The organism is Arthrobacter sp. DMZ02-1R (assembly GCF_057747935.1).
Genome location: NZ_CM173230.1, coordinates 1,043,218 through 1,061,868 on the forward strand (window position 1 = coordinate 1,043,218; position 18,651 = coordinate 1,061,868).

17 protein-coding genes and 2 tRNA genes are annotated in these 18,651 nt (G+C 63.8%); 15 read left to right on the forward strand and 4 right to left on the reverse strand.

Annotated features, from left to right (window positions below; translation table 11 throughout):
- Positions 1-90: 90 nt before the first annotated feature.
- A complete protein-coding gene (locus AC3ANQ_RS04965; RefSeq protein WP_488304094.1) occupies positions 91-1,053 on the forward strand; it encodes a hypothetical protein in 963 nt (320 codons plus the stop codon).
- Positions 1,054-1,079: 26 nt separating this feature from the next.
- Here AC3ANQ_RS04965 and AC3ANQ_RS04970 read toward each other — a convergent pair whose 3' ends face one another.
- On the reverse strand, positions 1,080-2,072 hold the full coding sequence (locus tag AC3ANQ_RS04970; RefSeq protein ID WP_488304095.1) for a DNA-3-methyladenine glycosylase family protein: 993 nt from the start codon (positions 2,070-2,072) through the stop codon (positions 1,080-1,082).
- 151 nt (positions 2,073-2,223) lie between these two features.
- On the opposite strand from AC3ANQ_RS04970, the gene AC3ANQ_RS04975 reads away from it, so the two are divergent.
- The 6 genes from AC3ANQ_RS04975 to AC3ANQ_RS05000 all read left to right on the forward strand — a co-directional run bounded on the left by AC3ANQ_RS04975 (position 2,224) and on the right by AC3ANQ_RS05000 (position 8,091).
- The gene (locus AC3ANQ_RS04975; protein WP_488304096.1) at positions 2,224-2,628 is read left to right on the forward strand and encodes a VOC family protein; all 405 of its coding nucleotides are present in this window, start codon (positions 2,224-2,226) and stop codon (positions 2,626-2,628) included.
- Between the two features lie 324 nt (positions 2,629-2,952).
- A complete protein-coding gene (locus AC3ANQ_RS04980) occupies positions 2,953-4,338 on the forward strand; it encodes a cystathionine beta-synthase (protein ID WP_488304097.1) in 1,386 nt (461 codons plus the stop codon).
- Positions 4,339-4,352: 14 nt separating this feature from the next.
- Positions 4,353-5,516: a cystathionine gamma-synthase gene (locus tag AC3ANQ_RS04985; protein WP_488304098.1), complete on the forward strand. Its 1,164-nt coding sequence runs from the start codon at positions 4,353-4,355 to the stop codon at positions 5,514-5,516.
- Positions 5,517-5,736: 220 nt separating this feature from the next.
- Positions 5,737-6,030, forward strand: coding sequence for a hypothetical protein (locus tag AC3ANQ_RS04990; protein ID WP_488304099.1), 294 nt, complete (start codon positions 5,737-5,739; stop codon positions 6,028-6,030).
- A 148-nt stretch (positions 6,031-6,178) separates the two neighbouring features.
- Entirely contained in the window at positions 6,179-6,730 is a 552-nt protein-coding gene (locus AC3ANQ_RS04995; protein ID WP_488304100.1) for a winged helix-turn-helix transcriptional regulator, read from the forward strand.
- Positions 6,727-8,091, forward strand: a complete 1,365-nt coding sequence (locus AC3ANQ_RS05000; protein ID WP_488304101.1) for an MFS transporter — start codon at positions 6,727-6,729, stop codon at positions 8,089-8,091. Before AC3ANQ_RS04995 ends, AC3ANQ_RS05000 begins: the two co-directional genes overlap by 4 nt.
- A gap of 14 nt (positions 8,092-8,105) precedes the next feature.
- Here AC3ANQ_RS05000 and AC3ANQ_RS05005 read toward each other — a convergent pair whose 3' ends face one another.
- The gene (locus tag AC3ANQ_RS05005) at positions 8,106-9,290 is read right to left on the reverse strand and encodes an acyl-CoA dehydrogenase family protein (protein ID WP_488304102.1); all 1,185 of its coding nucleotides are present in this window, start codon (positions 9,288-9,290) and stop codon (positions 8,106-8,108) included.
- 91 nt (positions 9,291-9,381) lie between these two features.
- On the opposite strand from AC3ANQ_RS05005, the gene AC3ANQ_RS05010 reads away from it, so the two are divergent.
- The 5 genes from AC3ANQ_RS05010 (at position 9,382) to AC3ANQ_RS05030 (ending at position 15,455) form a co-directional block, all read left to right on the forward strand.
- Positions 9,382-10,866: a sensor histidine kinase gene (locus AC3ANQ_RS05010; protein WP_488304103.1), complete on the forward strand. Its 1,485-nt coding sequence runs from the start codon at positions 9,382-9,384 to the stop codon at positions 10,864-10,866.
- Positions 10,863-11,537 carry a response regulator gene (locus AC3ANQ_RS05015; RefSeq protein WP_488304104.1) on the forward strand — a complete coding sequence of 225 codons (675 nt, stop codon included), beginning with the start codon at positions 10,863-10,865 and terminating at the stop codon, positions 11,535-11,537. Before AC3ANQ_RS05010 ends, AC3ANQ_RS05015 begins: the two co-directional genes overlap by 4 nt.
- A 21-nt stretch (positions 11,538-11,558) precedes the next feature.
- Positions 11,559-12,221 carry an MOSC domain-containing protein gene (locus AC3ANQ_RS05020; RefSeq protein ID WP_488304105.1) on the forward strand — a complete coding sequence of 221 codons (663 nt, stop codon included), beginning with the start codon at positions 11,559-11,561 and terminating at the stop codon, positions 12,219-12,221.
- Between the two features lie 428 nt (positions 12,222-12,649).
- Positions 12,650-14,896, forward strand: coding sequence for a DEAD/DEAH box helicase (locus AC3ANQ_RS05025; protein ID WP_488304106.1), 2,247 nt, complete (start codon positions 12,650-12,652; stop codon positions 14,894-14,896).
- Positions 14,897-15,062: 166 nt separating this feature from the next.
- Positions 15,063-15,455 carry a LysM peptidoglycan-binding domain-containing protein gene (locus AC3ANQ_RS05030; RefSeq protein ID WP_488304107.1) on the forward strand — a complete coding sequence of 131 codons (393 nt, stop codon included), beginning with the start codon at positions 15,063-15,065 and terminating at the stop codon, positions 15,453-15,455.
- A gap of 54 nt (positions 15,456-15,509) precedes the next feature.
- On the opposite strand, the gene AC3ANQ_RS05035 is transcribed toward AC3ANQ_RS05030, so the two are convergent.
- Positions 15,510-15,794, reverse strand: coding sequence for a hypothetical protein (locus tag AC3ANQ_RS05035; protein ID WP_488304108.1), 285 nt, complete (start codon positions 15,792-15,794; stop codon positions 15,510-15,512).
- Between the two features lie 163 nt (positions 15,795-15,957).
- Between AC3ANQ_RS05035 and AC3ANQ_RS05040 the strand changes: the two genes are divergently transcribed.
- Positions 15,958-16,029 (forward strand) — tRNA-Thr (locus AC3ANQ_RS05040).
- A gap of 62 nt (positions 16,030-16,091) precedes the next feature.
- Positions 16,092-16,168: transfer RNA gene (locus tag AC3ANQ_RS05045), tRNA-Met, on the forward strand.
- A 209-nt stretch (positions 16,169-16,377) separates the two neighbouring features.
- Here the strand turns inward: AC3ANQ_RS05045 and AC3ANQ_RS05050 are convergent.
- The gene (locus AC3ANQ_RS05050; protein WP_488304109.1) at positions 16,378-17,310 is read right to left on the reverse strand and encodes a LysM peptidoglycan-binding domain-containing protein; all 933 of its coding nucleotides are present in this window, start codon (positions 17,308-17,310) and stop codon (positions 16,378-16,380) included.
- A 545-nt stretch (positions 17,311-17,855) separates the two neighbouring features.
- Between AC3ANQ_RS05050 and AC3ANQ_RS05055 the strand changes: the two genes are divergently transcribed.
- The gene (locus tag AC3ANQ_RS05055) at positions 17,856-18,512 is read left to right on the forward strand and encodes an SDR family oxidoreductase (RefSeq protein ID WP_488304110.1); all 657 of its coding nucleotides are present in this window, start codon (positions 17,856-17,858) and stop codon (positions 18,510-18,512) included.
- Positions 18,513-18,651 lie beyond the last annotated feature (139 nt).

Here is an 18,651-nt window from a genome sequence, read left to right on the forward strand (position 1 = left end):
TGGGCCGTAACTGACCCCGCGTTGCTGGGTTTGGAAGTCTGCCTGTGGATAACTCCTTGCCGGCGTCCGTTTGCGGACAAACTGGATCGCATGGTCCGCATCATTCCGCTGCCGGAGGAACTCAGCAACCGTCCTTTCACGGTCTATGAATCCCGTGCACTTGGCGTCGCTCCGAAGCGGCTCCGGGCCAGAGACGTGTCCGACGGCGGCCGGCTGATCTACTTGCCTACGGGCCGTGAGTTTGCGCTTGCCGAACGGGCGCGGGTTCTCGCGGCGGCAACACCGGATGCCTGGGTGTCCCATGAGAGCGCCGCAGTACTGACCAGGCTCGGCCTTCCTCCGTGGCTGGGCAGCGGTGAGACGGTCCACCTCAGCAAGCCCCATGAGCTTCCCCGGGTCCGTCGGACAGGAGTGACGGGCCACCGAGTACGCGTCCTCCCTGGCGAAGTCACGGAAATAGACGGAATCCCGGTGTCCTCCCCGTCCCGGACTTGGCTTGATCTGGCGCATCAGTTGCCGCTGCGGTACGTGATTGCCATGGGCGACCAGTTGATCCGCATGCCACGGCCGGGCCTTGAAGGAAGGACGGAGCCCTACGCCAGCAAGGAAGGGCTGCGCCTTCTTGTCCGGCAGCATCCGAACATGAAAGGCGTGGAGAAGGCCCGGCTAGCCCTTGAAGACATGCGGGTCGGAGCAGACTCGTTTCCGGAGACATTCCTGCGGCTGGCCATGTTGGACGCAGGGATGCCCGAACCGGAATTGCAGCTCCGCCTCGATCCGGATGATTTGTGGTCGCCGTCCGCGGACCTGGGGTACCGGCGGTTCCGGATCGCGGTGCAATACGACGGCGCCCCGCATCTCACGCGGGAACAGCAGACAAGGGACAACCGGAGGGACGAGGCCTTCACCAGTTCCGGCTGGTCCTACTTCAAGGCCAACGCCGATGACCTGGCCGAAGGGTTCACCAGCCTCATTGTCCGGGTCAAGCGGGCGAAACTCCCAACGCGGGGTCACTTACGGCCCATGCCGGGCAGCAACATGGGCCGTAAGTGACCCCGCGTTGCAGAGGCGCGGCTGCGTTAGTGCCCGCGGTGGTCTTGGACGGTCATGCGCGGTCCAAACGTCGGCTTGTGGAAGCCGCTGACCCCGAGCATCCGGACTACCCGCTGCCGGTGCCCGCGCCAAGGCTCCAGGAGGGCGATCATGCCGGCGTCGTCCGTCTTCCTGCCGGTCAGCGCATAGCCAACGTACGAGGCCAAGTGGTAGTCGCCCACCGCGATCGAGTCCGGGCACCCATGGGTCCGCTGGACAACCTCGGCAGCGGTCCAGACTCCAATCCCCGGAATGGTCTGCAGCTTTGTTCCGGCCTCCGCGGCGCTGAGTGAGGCGAGCCGTTCAAGCGCGACGGCGGAGCGCAGGGCCCGCATGACGGTTGCCGAACGCTGGGGACCCACGCCGGCCTTGTGCCATTCCCATGAAGGAACGGCCAGCCATCGGGCAGCGGATGGAGGGACGAGCAGGCCCGACGGCAGGCCCGACGGCGCGAGGCGGCCAGCGCTCGGGGCCGCGGACCCGTACCTGTACATCAGGTAGCGGTAGCCCCGCCGCGCTTCGATAGTGGTGACCTTTTGCTCAAGGATCGTGGGCACGAGCGAGTCCACCACCCGCCCGGTGGAGGGTAGCCGGATGGCGAGGTTCCAGCGTCGGGCTTCCCTGACCATTCGCGGAAGGGTGGCGTGAAACGCGGCGTCGTCAAAGCCGGACCAGTCGTCCCCGCTTCCCAGCAGCACAGGGACGGAATTGATCGCAGAAGCTGCGCCGGATCCCCAAGCCTGGGCATCCACATACGTGTCCGGGCCATTTCCGGCTGAGGTGAGGCGCAGGGTAACCGGACCGTCCGGCGTCGTGAACGCCATCCACACGCCGTCCTGCCGTGCCGCGAAGGACGGATCCCCGTTGCCCCGCATGAGGATCCCAAGGGTCTGGAGGAGGTCTAACGGACCGCCGGGATGCCATCGCGCAGACGCGTCGGCCGCAGCCGCTGCGGCGGGTGGGGCATCGACGATGGTCATTCATTCATGGTCGCACGCTCATCCGACAACACCGGACATGTCCGGAAACAAGTGGTCCATGAAGCCACTTACGCCGGGAAACCCGGACGGCTAGACTCCACGTGTGGCGCGGGGCGTCCGCGTCTTCGCAACGCAATCCAGGAGAACGATCATGGCCGGAATCGTGCACTTTGAGATCCCCGCGGATGACCAGGAGCGGGCAAGGAACTTCTACAAATCGGCGTTTGATTGGCAGATCAATCCAATGCCGGAGATGGACTACAACATCGTCATCACCACCCCGAGCGACGAGAAGACGGGCATGCCTTCCCAGCCGGGGGCCATCAACGGCGGGATGATGGCAAGGGCCGGCGAACTCACCACTCCAGTGATCACGGTGGACGTTGAGAGCATCGACACTGCCCTGGCGGAGATCGAGCGATTGGGCGGCTCGGTGGTCAAGCCGAAGGATGCCATTCCGGGAATGGGTTTCTATGCCTATTTCAAGGACACTGAGGGCAATGTCCTTGGCCTGTGGGAGAACCTCCCGGCCGGGGAGCGAACCTCGGCAGAGTGAGCTAACAGGGCGGAGCCGCCGGTCAGGGATTGTCCCGGGCCGGCCGCCCGGGGGAGTCAATTGCGCCACGTGCATGTGCTCGTTGGTGGTGTTGTGGTCAAGGTCGAAGCCCACCTTGTCGCGGTAGAACTCGATGGGGCGGTCAATGTCGCTAACAGGGAGCACAACCACTTCGAGGGTCCAATCCATGGTGCATGTCCTTTCCTTGGAGGGTGCCACGGCCAGCTTGCCCCGGGAGGCCTTCCGGCGGCTAGACATGGACCCGGCACGGCCGGACCCTCTGCTGCGCAGAGGCAGTCCCGACCAAGCGGTAACTTGGTATCTATGAAGTACGCCCAGTCCGTTCTGGACCTCATTGGCAATACACCGCTCATCAAGCTCAACCACGTGACCGGCGACATCAAAGCCACCATTCTGGTGAAGCTCGAATATGTGAACCCGGGCGGCTCCATCAAGGACCGCATCGCCGTGAAGATGATCGAGGAGGCGGAGCGGGACGGAAAGCTCAAGCCAGGCGGAACCATCGTAGAACCCACCTCTGGCAACACCGGCGTGGGACTTGCATTGGTGGCCCAGCAAAAGGGCTACAAGTGCATCTTCGTTGTCCCGGACAAAGTGGGCGAGGACAAACGCGCCGTGCTCCAGGCCTATGGCGCAGAAGTTGTGGTCACCCCGACCTCCGTGGCCCCGGACAGTCCGCAAAGCTACTACAGCGTCTCCGACAGGCTCGTTTCCGAAATCCCCGGAGCCTACAAGCCGGACCAGTTCTCCAACCCTGCCGCCCCCGGCAGCCATTACGAGACCACCGGACCTGAGATCTGGCGTGATACGGACGGCAAGATCACGCACGTGGTGATCGGCGCCGGTACGGGCGGCACCATCACCGGTACCGGCCGGTACCTCAAGGACGTGTCCGCCAACCGGCCGGAGTCCGGCGGCGGCCGCGTCAAGGTCATCGGCGCAGACCCCGCAGGCTCGGTCTACTCGGGCGGCACCGGACGGCCCTACTTCGTGGAGGGCGTCGGCGAAGACATGTGGCCGATCAACTACGACAAGACCGTGCCGGACGACGTCATTGCTGTGAGCGACGCGGACTCCTTCGAGATGACCCGCCGCCTGGCCCGTGAGGAAGGCCTCCTGGTAGGCGGCTCATCCGGCATGGCAGTGGTTGCCGCGTTGCAAGTGGCCAAAGACCTTGGCGAGGAAGCAGTCGTCGTCGTGATCCTGCCTGACTCTGGCCGCGGCTACCTGGCGAAGATTTTCAACGACAAATGGATGCGCTCCTACGGCTTCCTCTCCGGCGGCGAGGAAGCCTCGGTGGGCGAGGTTCTGAAGTCCAAGACCGGCCAGATGCCGGACCTCGTCCACATCCACCCCAACGAGACCGTCCGCGATGTCATCAACATCATGAACGAATTCGGGGTCTCGCATATCCCGGTCCTCTCGCAGGAACCGCCGGTGGTCATGGGCGAGGTCCTTGGTGCGGTCGATGAGCGTACTTTGACCACCAAGCTGTTCCGCGGCGAGGCGAAATTGACTGACAAGATCTCCGAGCACATGGGGAAACCCTTGCCGGTGATTGGCTCACTTGAAACGATCTCCGCCGCACGGGAGCTGCTATCCGACGTCGATACCGTCATGGTGACGTTCGTCGGAGCCCCCGTGGGCATCCTCACCCGTCACGACCTTCTCGCCTACCTGAGCAACTGACACTAGGAGTTCATATGTCTGCAAACGAAGCAGGATTCAACACGCGTGCTGTCCACGCCGGCCAGGCCTTCGAACCGCGCACGGGCGCCGTGGTTCCGCCGCTGCACTTCAGCTCGACGTATGCCCAGGACGGCATCGGCGGTCTGCGCGACGGCTACGAGTACGGGCGCGGCACCAACCCCACCCGCGATGCGCTGCAGGAGCAGCTCGCCGCACTCGAGGGCGGCACCCACGCATACAGCTTCAGCTCGGGCCTTGCCGCTGAAGACTCCCTGATCCGCGCCATTGCCCGGCCCGGAGACCACATCGTCCTCGGCAACGACGCCTACGGCGGAACCTACCGGCTGATCAACCGCGTGCTCGGCGAGTGGGGCATCGGCAACACACCAGTGGACATGTCCAACCTTGAAGCCGTTGCTACGGCCGTGGCCGCTAACAAAACCCGCATCGTCTGGGTGGAAACCCCGTCCAACCCAATGATGAAGATCACCGACATCGACGCGCTCGCCAAAATAGCGCGCGACGCCGGTGCCCTCCTTGTGGTCGACAACACCTTTGCGTCGCCCTACCTGCAGACCCCGCTTGCCCTGGGTGCCGACGTCGTGGTCCACTCGACCACCAAGTACATCGGCGGCCATTCGGACGTGGTGGGCGGCGCGATCGTGGTCAAGGACGCCGATCTGGCCGAGAAGATCGGCTTTGTGCAGTTCGCCGTCGGTGCTGTGTCCGGCCCCATGGACGCGTTCCTCACTACCCGCGGCCTCAAGACCCTCGGCGTGCGCATGGACCGCCACAGCGAGAACGCCCAGGCCGTGGCCGAGTGGTTGCTTGAACGTCCCGAAGTTGAAGCCGTGCTTTACCCGGGCCTGCCTTCCCACCCGGGCCACGACCTCGCGGCGAAGCAGATGAAGAAGTTCGGCGGAATGATTTCGGTGCAGTTCAAGGGCGGTGAAACTGCGGCCCGCAAGGTGGCAGAGTCCACCGAGGTGTTCACTCTGGCCGAGTCCCTGGGCGGCATCGAATCGCTCATGAACTATCCCTCGGAGATGACGCACGCTTCGGTCAAGGGCACGGAGTTGGCCGTTCCGGTCAACCTGATCCGGCTTTCCTGCGGGATCGAGGACGTCGAAGACCTCATCGCGGACCTTGAGCAGGCGATCGGCAACATCACGGACTGAATGGCCCTCAATATCTGACCTGTTTTGAATATTGGATCGGCCGGGACACGCCAGCACAGCGGTGTGTCCCGGCCGATCTGCATTCAAACATGGTCAGGAAGAGAATGCCCTTGGCCGGAGAACAATTGGGTGAAAGCGTCTATTGACCCCCTATGGGTGCAGGTCTACGGTTGCGATTGGCGGACGGTTCTTCGCCCACCGCAATCTATGGAGGTTCACTATGGCCATTGCAGTAATCATGGATTTCACCGGCAACAACCTCGACGATTACGACAAAGTTTTGGAGCGGCTTGGACTCACACCAGGCGGGCCCGGGGCCGCGGGCGGGCTGTTCCATTGGGTGTCCGGTATTGAGGGCGGGGCCCGGATCGTGGATGTGTGGCAGACGCGCGAACAGGCGGACAGCTTCTACCAGGACACCCTCGCTCCCATTTCGGCGGAACTCGGAATTCAGCAGCCGGAGATGACCTTCTACGATGTCCATAATTTCCAGACAGCAGGACCCGAAGCCTGATACCGAGCCCGTCTTGCCACGGATCGAATTCTGCGACTAGCTCCTTAGATGACGCCGGCGGCCTCCCGGCAGGGCGGCGCGCCGCGGTCGTCCTGTGTGGACTGGCCCAGGGCTGGCTTTCTTTAGAAAAGCCAGATACTCTCTAGCCATGCCTTTACGATCCGATTGGTCCGAGCGGACGTGCAGCCTGGCCCGCGGCCTGAATATCCTCGGCGACCCGTGGGGAAGCCTGGTGCTGCGGGAGGTCTTCTTCGGCAACGGACGCTTCGACGCCATCAAGTCCCGTCTCCAAGTCGCAGACAACGTCCTCAGCAAAAGACTGGGTTGGCTGGTTGAAGCGGGACTCCTTGCCCAGCGGCCCTACACGGATGGCGCTCGCATGCGTCAAGAGTACGTCCTTACGACCAAGGGCGAGGATGCGTTGCCGGTGTTGAACGCCATCATCATCTGGTCCGAGAAACATCTCGACGCACCGGCGGACAACGCCCACATGAGCGTGATCCACAACGGTTGCGGGCTGCCGACGGGGTCGGCCGATACCTGCTCCCATTGCGGGTCCCGGCTCACGGCGGCCAACACCAGCTGGCACAGCCTCACGCGATCGGAACAACCGCTCGCCCTAGCGACGGCCCCAAGACTGGCCTCGGCCCCGACCCTTGCCGCAGTTGCCCTCCCGAACGAATCGGAGCCCTCCGCATGACCGCACCCAACCTCACCGAACTATCCACTGGCAAGCCCCAGCGGAAGCGGCGGCTCCACCCCGCCTGGATGGTGGCCGCTGTCGCGTTCCTGGCACTTGTGGGCGCAGCCGGATTCAGGGCAGCGCCCGGCGTGCTCATGGTGCCGCTGCAACAGGAATTCGGCTGGTCGACAACCGTCCTGTCGCTCGCCGTCAGCATCAACCTGGTGTTGTTCGGCCTCACGGCCCCGTTTGCCGCTGCGCTCATGGAACGCTTCGGCATCCGCACTGTCACCGCGATCGCCCTCTGCCTGATTGGCCTCGGCTCCGCGCTGACCGTGTTCGTGAACCAGTCCTGGCAGATCCTGCTGACTTGGGGCGTGCTGATTGGCCTCGGCACCGGATCCATGGCCTTGGTCTTCGCCGCCACTATCGCCAACACGTGGTTCTCGAAGAACCGCGGGCTGGTGATCGGCATCCTGACGGCGGGCAGCGCAGCAGGCCAGTTGGTCTTCCTGCCGTTCATCGCGGTCCTCGCCCAGAACCCGGGCTGGCGTGGCGCCTCGCTACTCATCGCCGCCGGCGCGCTCGCCGTGGTGCCGCTTGTGCTGCTCTGGCTCAAAAACTCACCCGCCGACGTCGGGGTTCAACCCTATGGCGCTGAAGAAGAGCAGCCGACGACGGCGGAAGTCGCCGAGGTTGCGGACGTCATCGAAGCTGAAGGTACAGCGATTGCCACCGCCAAGGCGCCCAACGCAGCCGTTCGGGCACTGCAGGTGCTCAAGCGAGCCAGCAAAGTGCGCACTTTCTGGGCCCTTGTTGCCGGTTTCGCCATCTGTGGTGCCACCACCAACGGCCTGATCGGCACCCACTTCATTCCCTCGGCGCACGACCACGGAATGCCCGAAACCACCGCGGCGGGCTTGCTGGCCGTCGTCGGGATCTTCGACATCGTGGGCACCATCGCTTCCGGTTGGTTAACGGACCGCTTCAACCCCAAGGTGCTCCTGGCGGTGTATTACCAATTCCGCGGCATCGGCCTCTTGGTGTTGCCTGTGCTGTTGGGCTCAACGGTGGAACCCAGCATGATCCTGTTCGTGGTGGTTTACGGCCTCGACTGGGTGGCCACGGTGCCCCCGACGGCGGCCATCTGCCGCAAGGTGTTCGGGGCCGACGGCTCGGTGGTGTTCGGCTGGGTCTTCGCCGCGCACCAGCTTGGGGCAGCGGCGGCCGCACTCCTGGCGGGCTACATCCGCGACGCCACGGGCCACTACACTTACGCCTGGATCGGCGCCGCCGCGATGTGCACCGTGGCTGCCGTCATCAGCGCCACGATCCGCAAGGACGCCGGGAAGAAGGAACCCGTCCCCGTTGCAGCCTAGGGCAGTGGCGATTCCTAGCGGAACGCCGGGGTCCCCGTGATGTGCTGGCCCAGGATCAGGGTGTGTACTTCGTCTGTTCCTTCGTAGGTGCGCACTGATTCCAGGTTGTTGGCATGGCGCAATGGCGGGTAGTCCAGGGTGATTCCGTTGCCGCCCAGGATGGTGCGGGCTTCGCGGGCGATTTTGATGGCTTCACGAACATTGTTGAGCTTGCCCATGGAGATCTGTTCCGGCCGCAGTTTGCCGGCATCCTTGAGGCGTCCCAGATGCAGCGCCAGCATGGTGCCCTTCTGGATCTCCAAGAGCATGCTGACGAGTTTTTCCTGGGTCAACTGGTAGCCGGCCAAGGGCTTGCCGAATTGCATGCGGCTTCCGGCATATTCGAGCGCTGCCTCGTAAGAGTCGCGGGCCGCGCCCATGGCGCCCCAAGCGATGCCGTAGCGGGCCTCGTTGAGGCAAGTGAACGGTCCACGGAGGCCTTGGGCACCCGGGAGGAGGGCCTCCGGACCCAGCCGGACGCCGTCGAACACTACATCGCACTGGATCGAGGCGCGCATGGAGAGCTTCGCTTCGATGGGAGTCACGGTGACCCCCGGAGTGCCAGCCGGAAGCAGGAAACCCCGGATCCCGTCTTCCGTGTTCGCCCACACCACCATGACGTCGGCGATCGATGCCATCCCGATCCAGCGCTTGGAACCGTCCAGCACCCAGCCGGCGTCGTCGCCCGTGCCGTCGCGGCGCGCAAAGCTAGCCATCGACGACGGGTCCGAACCTGCCGTCGGCTCCGTCAGCGCGAAGCTGCCGATCAGTTCGCCGGCAGCCATCCGGGGGAGCCATTGTTCCTTCTGTTCTTCGCTGCCCCACTTGTGGATCGCGGTCATGGCGAGCGAACCCTGGACGGACACGAAGGTGCGAATGCCTGAATCGCCAGCCTCGAGTTCCATGGCGGCAAGGCCGTATTCGACGGCGGTGCGGCCCGGGCAGCCGTAGCCCTCCAGGTGCATGCCAAGGACACCGAGTTCACCAAGTTCCGCGGGTAGCTCCCGCGGGAAGACGGCGTCCTCGTACCATCGCGCGATATTTGGCCGGATGCGTTGGTCCGTAAAGTCACGCACCCTCTCGCGAAGTTCCAATTCCTCGCTGCTCAAGAGCGATTCGAGGGCCAGGACGTCGGAGGTATTCGTCGTTGAATGGCTCATGCCAGCATCTTAGGCCGGACATGCTCCCCGGAGTCCGCTGTGACCGCCGACGCGGGCGCGGCTGGAGGCTACGCCGTGCCAGAATTGAGCCATGGCCGCGGCGGAAGTGAACGGAACAGGACTGCCGCTACCGGCAGTCGAGGGGATCGGACGACGCCGCATACTGGCCGGCCTTGTCCTGGCCTTGCTGCTTCCGGTCGCCATCGAAGTCCTGGTATCCCTGCTGGAATACCGGAACTTCGCGATGATCATGCTCTTTCAACTGGCTGTCGCAGCTGCCGTCGCCGCCATCGGAGGATTGTGGCCGGCAGTGGTGGCAGCGGTCCTCGGCAGCTTGCTCTTGAACTACTTTTCGGCCGAACCCGTGGGGTCCCTGTCCATCGCCGACCCCTCGACGCTCTTCACCCTGGGCATCTTCCTGGCCGTGGCGTGTGGCGTGGCGCTCGCCGTGGGCTTGGCAACCCGACGGGCCCAGGAGGCCGCGCACTCCGGCGCGGAGGCCAAGGCCCTGAGCGAATTGGCCCTTCGGATCCTGCGCTCGGACGGCAGTCTTGAGTCCTTCCTGGACAAGATCCGTGTCAACCTCGGGATGGAGGCAGTGACACTGTTGTCCACCGCCGGCCCACCGGAAGGTACTGGACAAAACTGGAGGGTTCTCGCAAGCTCCGGGGCCGAGCCGCCGGTGACGCATGCGGCCGCTGACCATGCCGCCGTCGTCGATCCCAATTACACGCTGCTCCTCCGGGGCGGTCCCCTTTCGGAACAGCACCGTCGCATGCTCGCCGCGTTCGGTGCATTCGTGGTGGCCGTGCGGGATCGACAGCAACTGGTCAGGAGCAGGCAGGACAACGTGCGCCTGGCGGAAGGCAACAAGATGCGCACCTCCATCCTGCGCGCAGTCTCCCACGATCTCCGGACTCCGCTGGCTGGAATCAAGCTTGCCGTCAGCAGCCTGCGCCAGGATGACGTGACATTTGCTCCCGAAGACGAACGCGAACTGTTGGCCACCATCGAGGACTATGCCGACCGTCTCGATCACTTGGTGGACAACCTCCTGGACATGTCCCGCATCACCGCCGATGCCGTGAACCCGTTGCTGCGTGGCCTGGGCTGGCACCAGATCCTGACGGAGGCCTTGCGCGGCGTGCCTGCGGAGCGCATCCGCAATGAGCTTGCGGCCAACCTTCCGTATATAGAAGCCGACGCCGGGATGCTCGAACGTGTCGTGGCGAACCTTGTGGAGAACGCAGTGAAGTACGCGCCGGAATCCGATGTTGTACTGGTGGCGCGCGCTGGCGCGGGCATCGCCGTGGATGGACGGCCGGCCAGTGAACTGCGGGTCATGGATCATGGCCGGGGCATCGCGCCGGCGGCCGTGCTGGAGCTGTTCCAGCCTTTCCAACGGCTCGATGATTCCCCCTCCAGCCGGGACGGGCGCACCGGAATCGGACTGGGGCTTGCCGTCGCCAAAGGATTCACGGAAGCGATGGGCGGCACGCTCATGGCGGAGGCGACGCCGGGAGGCGGGCTGACCATGGTGGTCACGCTCCCCTTGTGGACGGGAGGGCGGCCATGAACCTGGTGCTGATTGTGGAAGATGAGGTCCAGATCGCACGGGCCATGCAGATCAATCTCCATGCCCACGGCTACCGCGCCATCAGAGTCGGCAACGGAACGGATGCGCTCAAAGCCGCCGCGCAGCAGCCCGTGGACATTGTGGTGCTGGATCTTGGCCTGCCCGACATGGACGGCGTGGATGTCATCAGGGGCATTCGGGGCTGGAGCACCATGCCCATCATTGTGTTGTCCGCCCGCCACGGTTCGGAAGACAAAGTGGAAGCCCTCGACGCCGGCGCGGACGACTACGTCACCAAGCCTTTCGGCCTGGATGAGCTCCTGGCCAGGCTCCGCGCCGCCTCGCGCCGGGCAGCTCCGCGGCATGAGGTGCCGACGCTCCAGACCGCGGACTTCCTGGTTGACCTGGCCGGAAAGAAGATCACCAAGGATGGCGCCGAAGTGCGGCTTACGCCCACGGAATGGAACATCCTGGAATTGCTGGTGCGCAACGCCGGCCGCCTGGTGAGCCAGCAGCAGATCCTCACCCAGGTCTGGGGACAGGCCTATGCCAAGGAAACCCAATACCTGCGGGTCTATATTGCCCAGCTCCGGCGCAAACTCGAACGCGACCCCGCTCAACCCCGCCACCTGCACACCGAGGCCGGCATGGGTTATCGCTTCGATCCGTAGCTGCGTACGTAGACTGTATTCATGGATACCGCATCGTTGCTTGCTGTTTGCCGGGTATACGAGCTCCTGCCTGACCCCGAAGGGTCAGTCGGGGTGACAGCCATTGACAAACGCCCTATTGACGGTCCGGTGAAGGTCCACAAGCTGGGGGTCCATGGAGACATCCAGGCCAGCCGGATCCACCACGGCGGCGAGGACCAAGCGCTCTATGCCTACTCCCAGGCCGACGCCGATTACTGGGCCAAGGAACTCCAACGGGACATGCCCCCCGGTATCTTCGGGGAAAACCTGCGCGTTGCCGGAATCGAGACCACCGGTGCCGTGATCGGCGAACGCTGGAAGATCGGCCTGGACGTCGAAGTTGAAGTCACGTCACCGCGTGTGCCGTGCGCGACCTTCCAACGCCGCATGAATGAACCTCAGTGGGTCAAGCGGTTCACTGAGGCGGGACGGGTCGGGACCTATCTGCGTGTGGTGCGGACCGGGACAGTTTCGGCCGGGGACTACATCCACAAACTTTTTGTGCCGAAACATGGCATCACGGTGGGGCAATGGTTCAGCAACCCCAACCTGGAAGACATGCAGTTGCTGCTCGACGCCGAGGCGGATGGCGAAGTCCTGCTGCAATCCGACTACCACGACACCTTCGAAAAACTCATGCGCCGCAACGGGGTAGATGCCTGAATCCGTCTTCGAACGGCCGTCCGGAGAGGTGGACTTGAGGGGCATCTGGGGTGCCGATGTGCGCAAGCTCACCGCCGTCGTCGACAGTTGTGTCACGGGGACGCTAGTCTGTGCCCTACAATTGAAATATCCCCCACTCCGGAAATCCCTTTTTCCTGCCCAATTCTTGAGGCAGGACTGGTCAGTGTTGGGGCCCGCAAAATGTGTGCGGGCAGTTTCATAGGGAGAGCCGGGCGAAGAAAACGCTGTACAGACTGCTGAGATAGCAGCCAAGAGATGCAGCGGGAAGTCCTGCCATGGGATTGCGACAGCGCCGGACTTCTTGCGAGCACCAGAGCCTCCTGGTTCTTTTGCACGCAACGTGTACTGCGGCCAAGCCCAACCGGGCCGCGCCGACTGGCCCCCTATGGATGAGGAAACTTTCCCCTATGCCCGAAAATCTGAATGACCCGTTCGTCGCCGAGTCTGCCGAAACAGCAGAGACCGCCGTCGAGACCGTAGAAACCCCCGAAGCTGCAGAAGCTCCGGCCGCTGAGTTCATCGAGGCCGCAGCGCCCGCTGAAGCTGAATCGCCCGTTGAAGCTTCTGCACCCGCCGAAGCTGTTGCGCCCGTTGAGGCTTCGGCCCCTGAGGCTTCGGCCCCGGCCGAATCCTCTGCCGAATCCCCTGCCGAAGAAGAGGAAGAGGGCATCCGCTTCGTCGACCTCGGAATCGACCCCCGCGTTCTGAAGGCCCTGCAGGACGTCGGCTACGAGAAGCCGTCTCCGATCCAGGCAGCAACCATTCCACTGCTGCTCGAAGGCCGCGACGTCGTGGGCCTTGCCCAGACCGGTACCGGTAAGACTGCAGCATTCGCAGTACCGGCACTGTCCCGCCTGGCCGAACTCCACGACCTCAACGGCCCGTCCCGCAAGACCCAGGCCCTGGTTCTTGCTCCGACCCGCGAGCTTGCGCTCCAGGTTGCCGAGGCCTTCACCTCGTACGCCAAGCACATTGATGACTTCACGGTTCTCCCCGTCTACGGTGGCTCGGCCTATGGCCCGCAGCTGGCCGGCCTGCGCCGCGGTGCACAGGTTGTTGTCGGTACCCCTGGCCGTGTGATCGACCACATCTCCAAGGGCTCCTTGGACCTGTCCGAGCTGCAGTACCTGGTCCTTGACGAAGCCGATGAGATGCTCCGCATGGGCTTCGCCGAGGACGTTGAGCAGATCTTCCAGCAGACTCCGGAAGACCGCCAGGTTGCGCTGTTCTCTGCCACCATGCCGAGCCAGATCCGCCGCATGTCCAAGCAGTACCTGAACAACCCGGCCGAGATCTCGGTCAAGTCCAAGACCACTACGGGCGCCAACACCCGCCAGCGGTACTTGCAGGTCATGGGCCCGCACAAGCTCGATGCGCTGACCCGCATCCTCGAGGTTGAAGAGTTCGACGGCGTCATCGCTTTCGTGCGTACCAAGATGGCCACCGAAGACCTCGCCGACAAGCTGAAGTCCCGCGGCTTCCAGGCTGCCGCCATCAACGGCGACATCCCGCAGCAGCAGCGTGAGCGGACTGTCGACGCGCTGAAGGAAGGCCGCATTGACATCCTGGTGGCCACCGACGTCGCGGCCCGTGGCCTTGACGTTGAGCGCATCAGCCACGTGGTCAACTACGACATCCCGCACGACACCGAGTCCTATGTGCACCGCATTGGCCGTACCGGCCGTGCAGGCCGTAGCGGCGACGCCATCCTGTTCATGACGCCGCGGGAGAAGTACCTGCTGCGCTCGATCGAGAAGGCCACCCGCCAGCCCGTTGAGCAGATGCACCTGCCCACCGCCGAGACGGTCAACACGTTGCGCTTGGGCAAATTCGCAGACAAGATCACCGAGACCCTCGAATCCGAGGACGTTGCGGCGTTCCGCGACTTGATCTCCTCCTACGAGGAGGAACACAACGTTCCGGCTTCGGAGATCGCCGCCGCTTTGGCAGTCATGGCTCAGGGCGGCCAGCCGCTCCTGGTCAAGGAACTGCCGGCTGCACCGGAATTCCAGAAGCGCGAGCGCTCCAAGGACGGCTTCGGTTCCCGTGGCCCGACCCGCACCCTGACCGAGGGCAACGCCACCTACCGGATCGCCGTCGGACGCCGTCAGCGCGTCATGCCGGGTTCGATCGTTGGCGCCATTGCCAACGAAGGCGGTATCTCCTCGGCACAGATCGGCGGCATCGACATCCGCTCGGACCACTCCCTGGTGGAGCTTCCGGCTGACCTGAGCGCCGATCAATTGCGTGCCCTGTCCCGCACACGGATCGGCGGCGAGCTGATCCACCTCGAGCTGGACAACGGTCGCAAGCCGTCGTCCGACCGTGGCGGCGAGCGTGGCGGCTACTCCGGCGGCAGCCGCGGCGGCGACCGTGGTGGCTACTCCGGTGGAGACCGTGGTGGCAACTTCAAGGGCAACGGTGGCTTCAAAAAGGAGTTCCGGAAGACTGAAGGCGACCGTGCCGGCTACGCCGGTGGCGAGCGTTCCTCCGCTGACCGCGGCGGCCGTTCCTACAGCGAGCGCAGCAGCGCCGGTACCGGGACGGGCAGCTATGGCGACCGCGGGCAGAGTAGTGATTCCCGCTTCGGCGGCAGCGGCGCACGCAAGCCGCGCACTGGCGGCGATGCAGGCAACCGCAAGGGCAAGTGGTAAACAGGACTAGTTCCTGGATTTCGGTCAGAGGCCGGCTTTCGAGCCGGCCTCTGGCTGTATAACCCAAACCCTTGGAACTGCCTGCCCCTGTCCGTAGGATCGGTTTTGTTGCGGAAGGGCGTAGTTGCGGCCCTTTCCGGGCTTTCTGCGCGTGGAAAGGTCCAAAATGGGATTCCTTGATGGGTTGAAGAAGAACCTCGGCATCGACAAGGCAGCACCGAAGGCCGCAGGGCGGGCTCCGGAGGCCCCGCAGGAGGCGGCCGAACCTTCAGCGGGGGAGACGGTCCAAAGTCCCGGCCCGGACGCCTCAGGCGACACAGGAGCAGTTGCGGAGCCGGACGCCGTTGCCGCCAATGCCTTATCGGAGGGGGCCGCTCGCGCGAGTGCTGCCGCAACCAGCGCAGGGAGGGTGACCGAAGTGGTGGTGGAGACAGACGACACCCTTAGCGGCATCGCCATGCAGTTCGGTGTTGACTTGGATGCCCTGATCGCGGTGAACGCGGATACCGTGCCCAATCCGGACCACATCTACCCGGGCCAGGTGCTCCGCCTGCCCTAGGGGATCTGCTCCTGGCCCCGTAGCGACCCTTCGCGGGAAGATTGGCTTGCGCCGCTAGATGTTGTTTGTTACCTCGTAGTGATTCACGGATACGATTGTGGTCTTCGAAGGCTGTGTGGCGTCGGCGCGGAGCCGGTTGGCCGCCTCGACGCTGCTTTCTAGAGCTTCTTTGGTCTCCCAGAGCGTGATGCTGATGGCTGTCTTGGAATCCGCGTCCATCAAGAAATACGCTCCTGTGAGGCCCGCGAGTTGTTTGACGGGTTCGACGGCGTCATCGAACCCCTTGCGAAGCGCTTCTCCATCGCCGTCGAAGGCGTAGTTGCTGACCCTTGCATACATGGTAGAACCTCCCTGAGGCCACCCCCGTTCCAATGTACGCGTGACCGCGTTGGGAGGGAAGGGCATCAGGAGGGGGCCTTTGCAAATTGTGACGGTGCTGTTTTTTCCTGTCCCGCAGCCGATTTGTGGCCTGAGAAGTCGTCCGGTAGAGTATTTACTCGTTGCCCCCCTAGCTCAGTGGTAGAGCGCGTTCTTGGTAAGAACGAGGTCACCGGATCGATTCCGGTGGGGGGCTCGGAATGAGGGCCTGTGTCAAGGCGGTTTTTGACCGGCTTGGCACAGGTTTTTCTCATTCATGGCGGTGTAGCTCAGTTGGTTAGAGCGCACGACTCATAATCGTGAGGTCGGGAGATCGAGCCTCCCCACCGCTACCAAGTGAAACCCCCGAGAAATCGGGGGTTTTGTTGTTCCGGGGACTACCCGCATCACCTAACCGTAGCCATCTCTGTATTTTTGGCCCGTCCTGACCTTCTTTGGAGTGCACGTGGCCCAACACGCCGGCGACACGCCGTTGACCAGGCAGCTTCCCGATTCATAAAGGGTCAGGATGGCCACGCTCACGGCGCGCATGCAGGGCCTGCCCCTAGTTGAGCGCGATCACCAGCATCTGGTTGGTGCCCGGGATGCAGGTCTGCAGGATTGCCCGCGGGAAGCCGCCGAATACGGCTGCGACGTTGTTGGTTGTCCCGCCCTGCGGCACCTGGCCGCGTGCCGTCACCGTGTAGGTGCCGTAACCGGGGATGCTCACTGTTTCGCCAACGCCGATGCCTGAGAAGCGTGCCCACCCTCCGCAGAAATCATGCTCGGTGATGAACAGCGAGTAAGCGTCCGTCGGGGTGAAGTGGATGGGGCCAATGCAACTGTCCACGGCGGCCTGCCCGCCTGAACCTGCAACGTAGATGGTCCGCACCGCCGGTGCAGGCGCCGGAGCGGGCGCGGCTGCAGGTGCAGGAGCAGGGGCGGCGGGGGCCGCGACGGCAACCGGCGGTCCTGTCAGCTTCAATACCTCGCCCGGCACGATGATGGAATCGGCGCTGAGTCCGTTGGCTGCGAGCATCGCGTTGACGTCGACCCCGAACCTGGCGGCTATCGAGCCTACCGTGTCGCCGCTGGCGACCGCGTAGGTGTTCGTGTCGGGAGCGGGAGCAGGGGCCGGAGCAGGAGCAGGAGCCGGCGCGGGCGGCGCTGCGACAGGTGCCGGCGCCTGTGTCTGTACCGGAGCTGGCGTGGCGGCCGGAGTGGGGCTCGCTGCCGGCGTCGGACTGGCCGCAGCCGGTGAAGGTGCGGCAATCACGGCTCCCGAGCCGATGCTCGGGGCAACCGTGGCGTTTGTGCCTGCCGGTGTGAGTACCCGTGAGTAGTTTTGGGTCATGACGGCCGCCAGCACGACCGCTGCCACGATTGCCCAGGTGGCGATTGATGCCTTGTACCTGGTGATGGTTCTCACTCCGGCGGATATCAGGGCAAGGATGTTGCCTCCGCTGACCCCGCTGTGGCTGTACTCGTGTTGAAACATCTCAAATCCCCGCAATTTATCGTTTCTGGGCCGGCCGGTTGCTTGAACCGGGAAGTGATACGCAGGCGCAGGGGCGGCGCTTGTTGAGACCCTTTTGCTTAGATGCGCAGCACGGAGGAATCCATCAATCCATCTGCTTGGATAAATCCATCAAGGGGATGTGTGAACCCGTTTTGATAAATCCATCAATAAGATTTATGAAAGAGATATTTCCTTTTCCCGCCGCAGGTAATTTGAGTGTAGAAATAGGGATTTCGCTTCACACGAGTGGGTGCCACTCGCTTTAATGCCCGGCTCCCCGCAGAACACTCGCAAGCCTCCTTAGTTGGTTGTGGTGGCCGCGTGCGGGGGCTGCATCTCATTCCTTGAGGGGGCGTTCGGGTCCGTCTCGAAACTAAGTTTGCTTAGCATTTAGTAGTCGTATTTATTCCGCAGGAATTGGTGGAGAAATCGCGTGTGGGCCGCAAATTATGGCTCCGATAATCTTTCGCGGAGTTTATCCACCATCGCGGGGGAGGGCTTGACCTCTGCGACAGAATAGGACCATGAGTCGAATCGCAATTATTGGCGGCCATGGCAAGGTGGCCTTGCAACTGTCCCGCATCCTGAGTAACGAAGGTCATGCGGTCACATCGTTCATCCGCAATCCGGAACACGCGCCGGACGTCGCGGCGACAGGCGCTGACCCGGTGGTCCTCGACGTCGAAAATTCGACGACGGCGGAAGTCGCCTCGGCGCTTGGCGGCCACGACGCCGTAGTGTGGTCCGCCGGGGCTGGCGGAGGCAATCCGCGACGCACCTATGCCGTGGACAGGGATGCGGCCATCCGCTCGATGGATGCCGCCGCGCAGACTGGCGTGGCGCGCTATGTCATGGTGTCCTACTTCGGTGCCGGACCCGGCCATGGCGTTCCCGAGGACAACAGCTTCTACGCCTACGCGGAAGCCAAGGCAGCAGCGGACGAATACCTGCGTGCGACCGATCTCGACTGGACGATTCTGGGCCCCGGAGGGCTGACCAACAATCCAGGGTCGGCGCTCATTGAGGTGGATCCCACTGACCCGGGTACCGGGACGGCGACCTCCCGGGCCAACGTTGCCTTGGTGGCTGCCGCGGTCCTGGAACTGCCCGAAACGCTTCGCCGCACAATTGAATTCAGGGATGGCTCCGTTCCTGTGGTGGACGCCCTGACGGCGTCCTGACGGCGTCCTGACGGCGTCCTGACGGCGTCCTGACGGCGTCCTGACGGCGTCCTGACGGCGTCCTGACGGCATCCTGGCCGCGTCCTGCCGGGATATGTTGGTAGAGCTAGTCCGCCGCGTGCCGGGGACGCTGCCACTA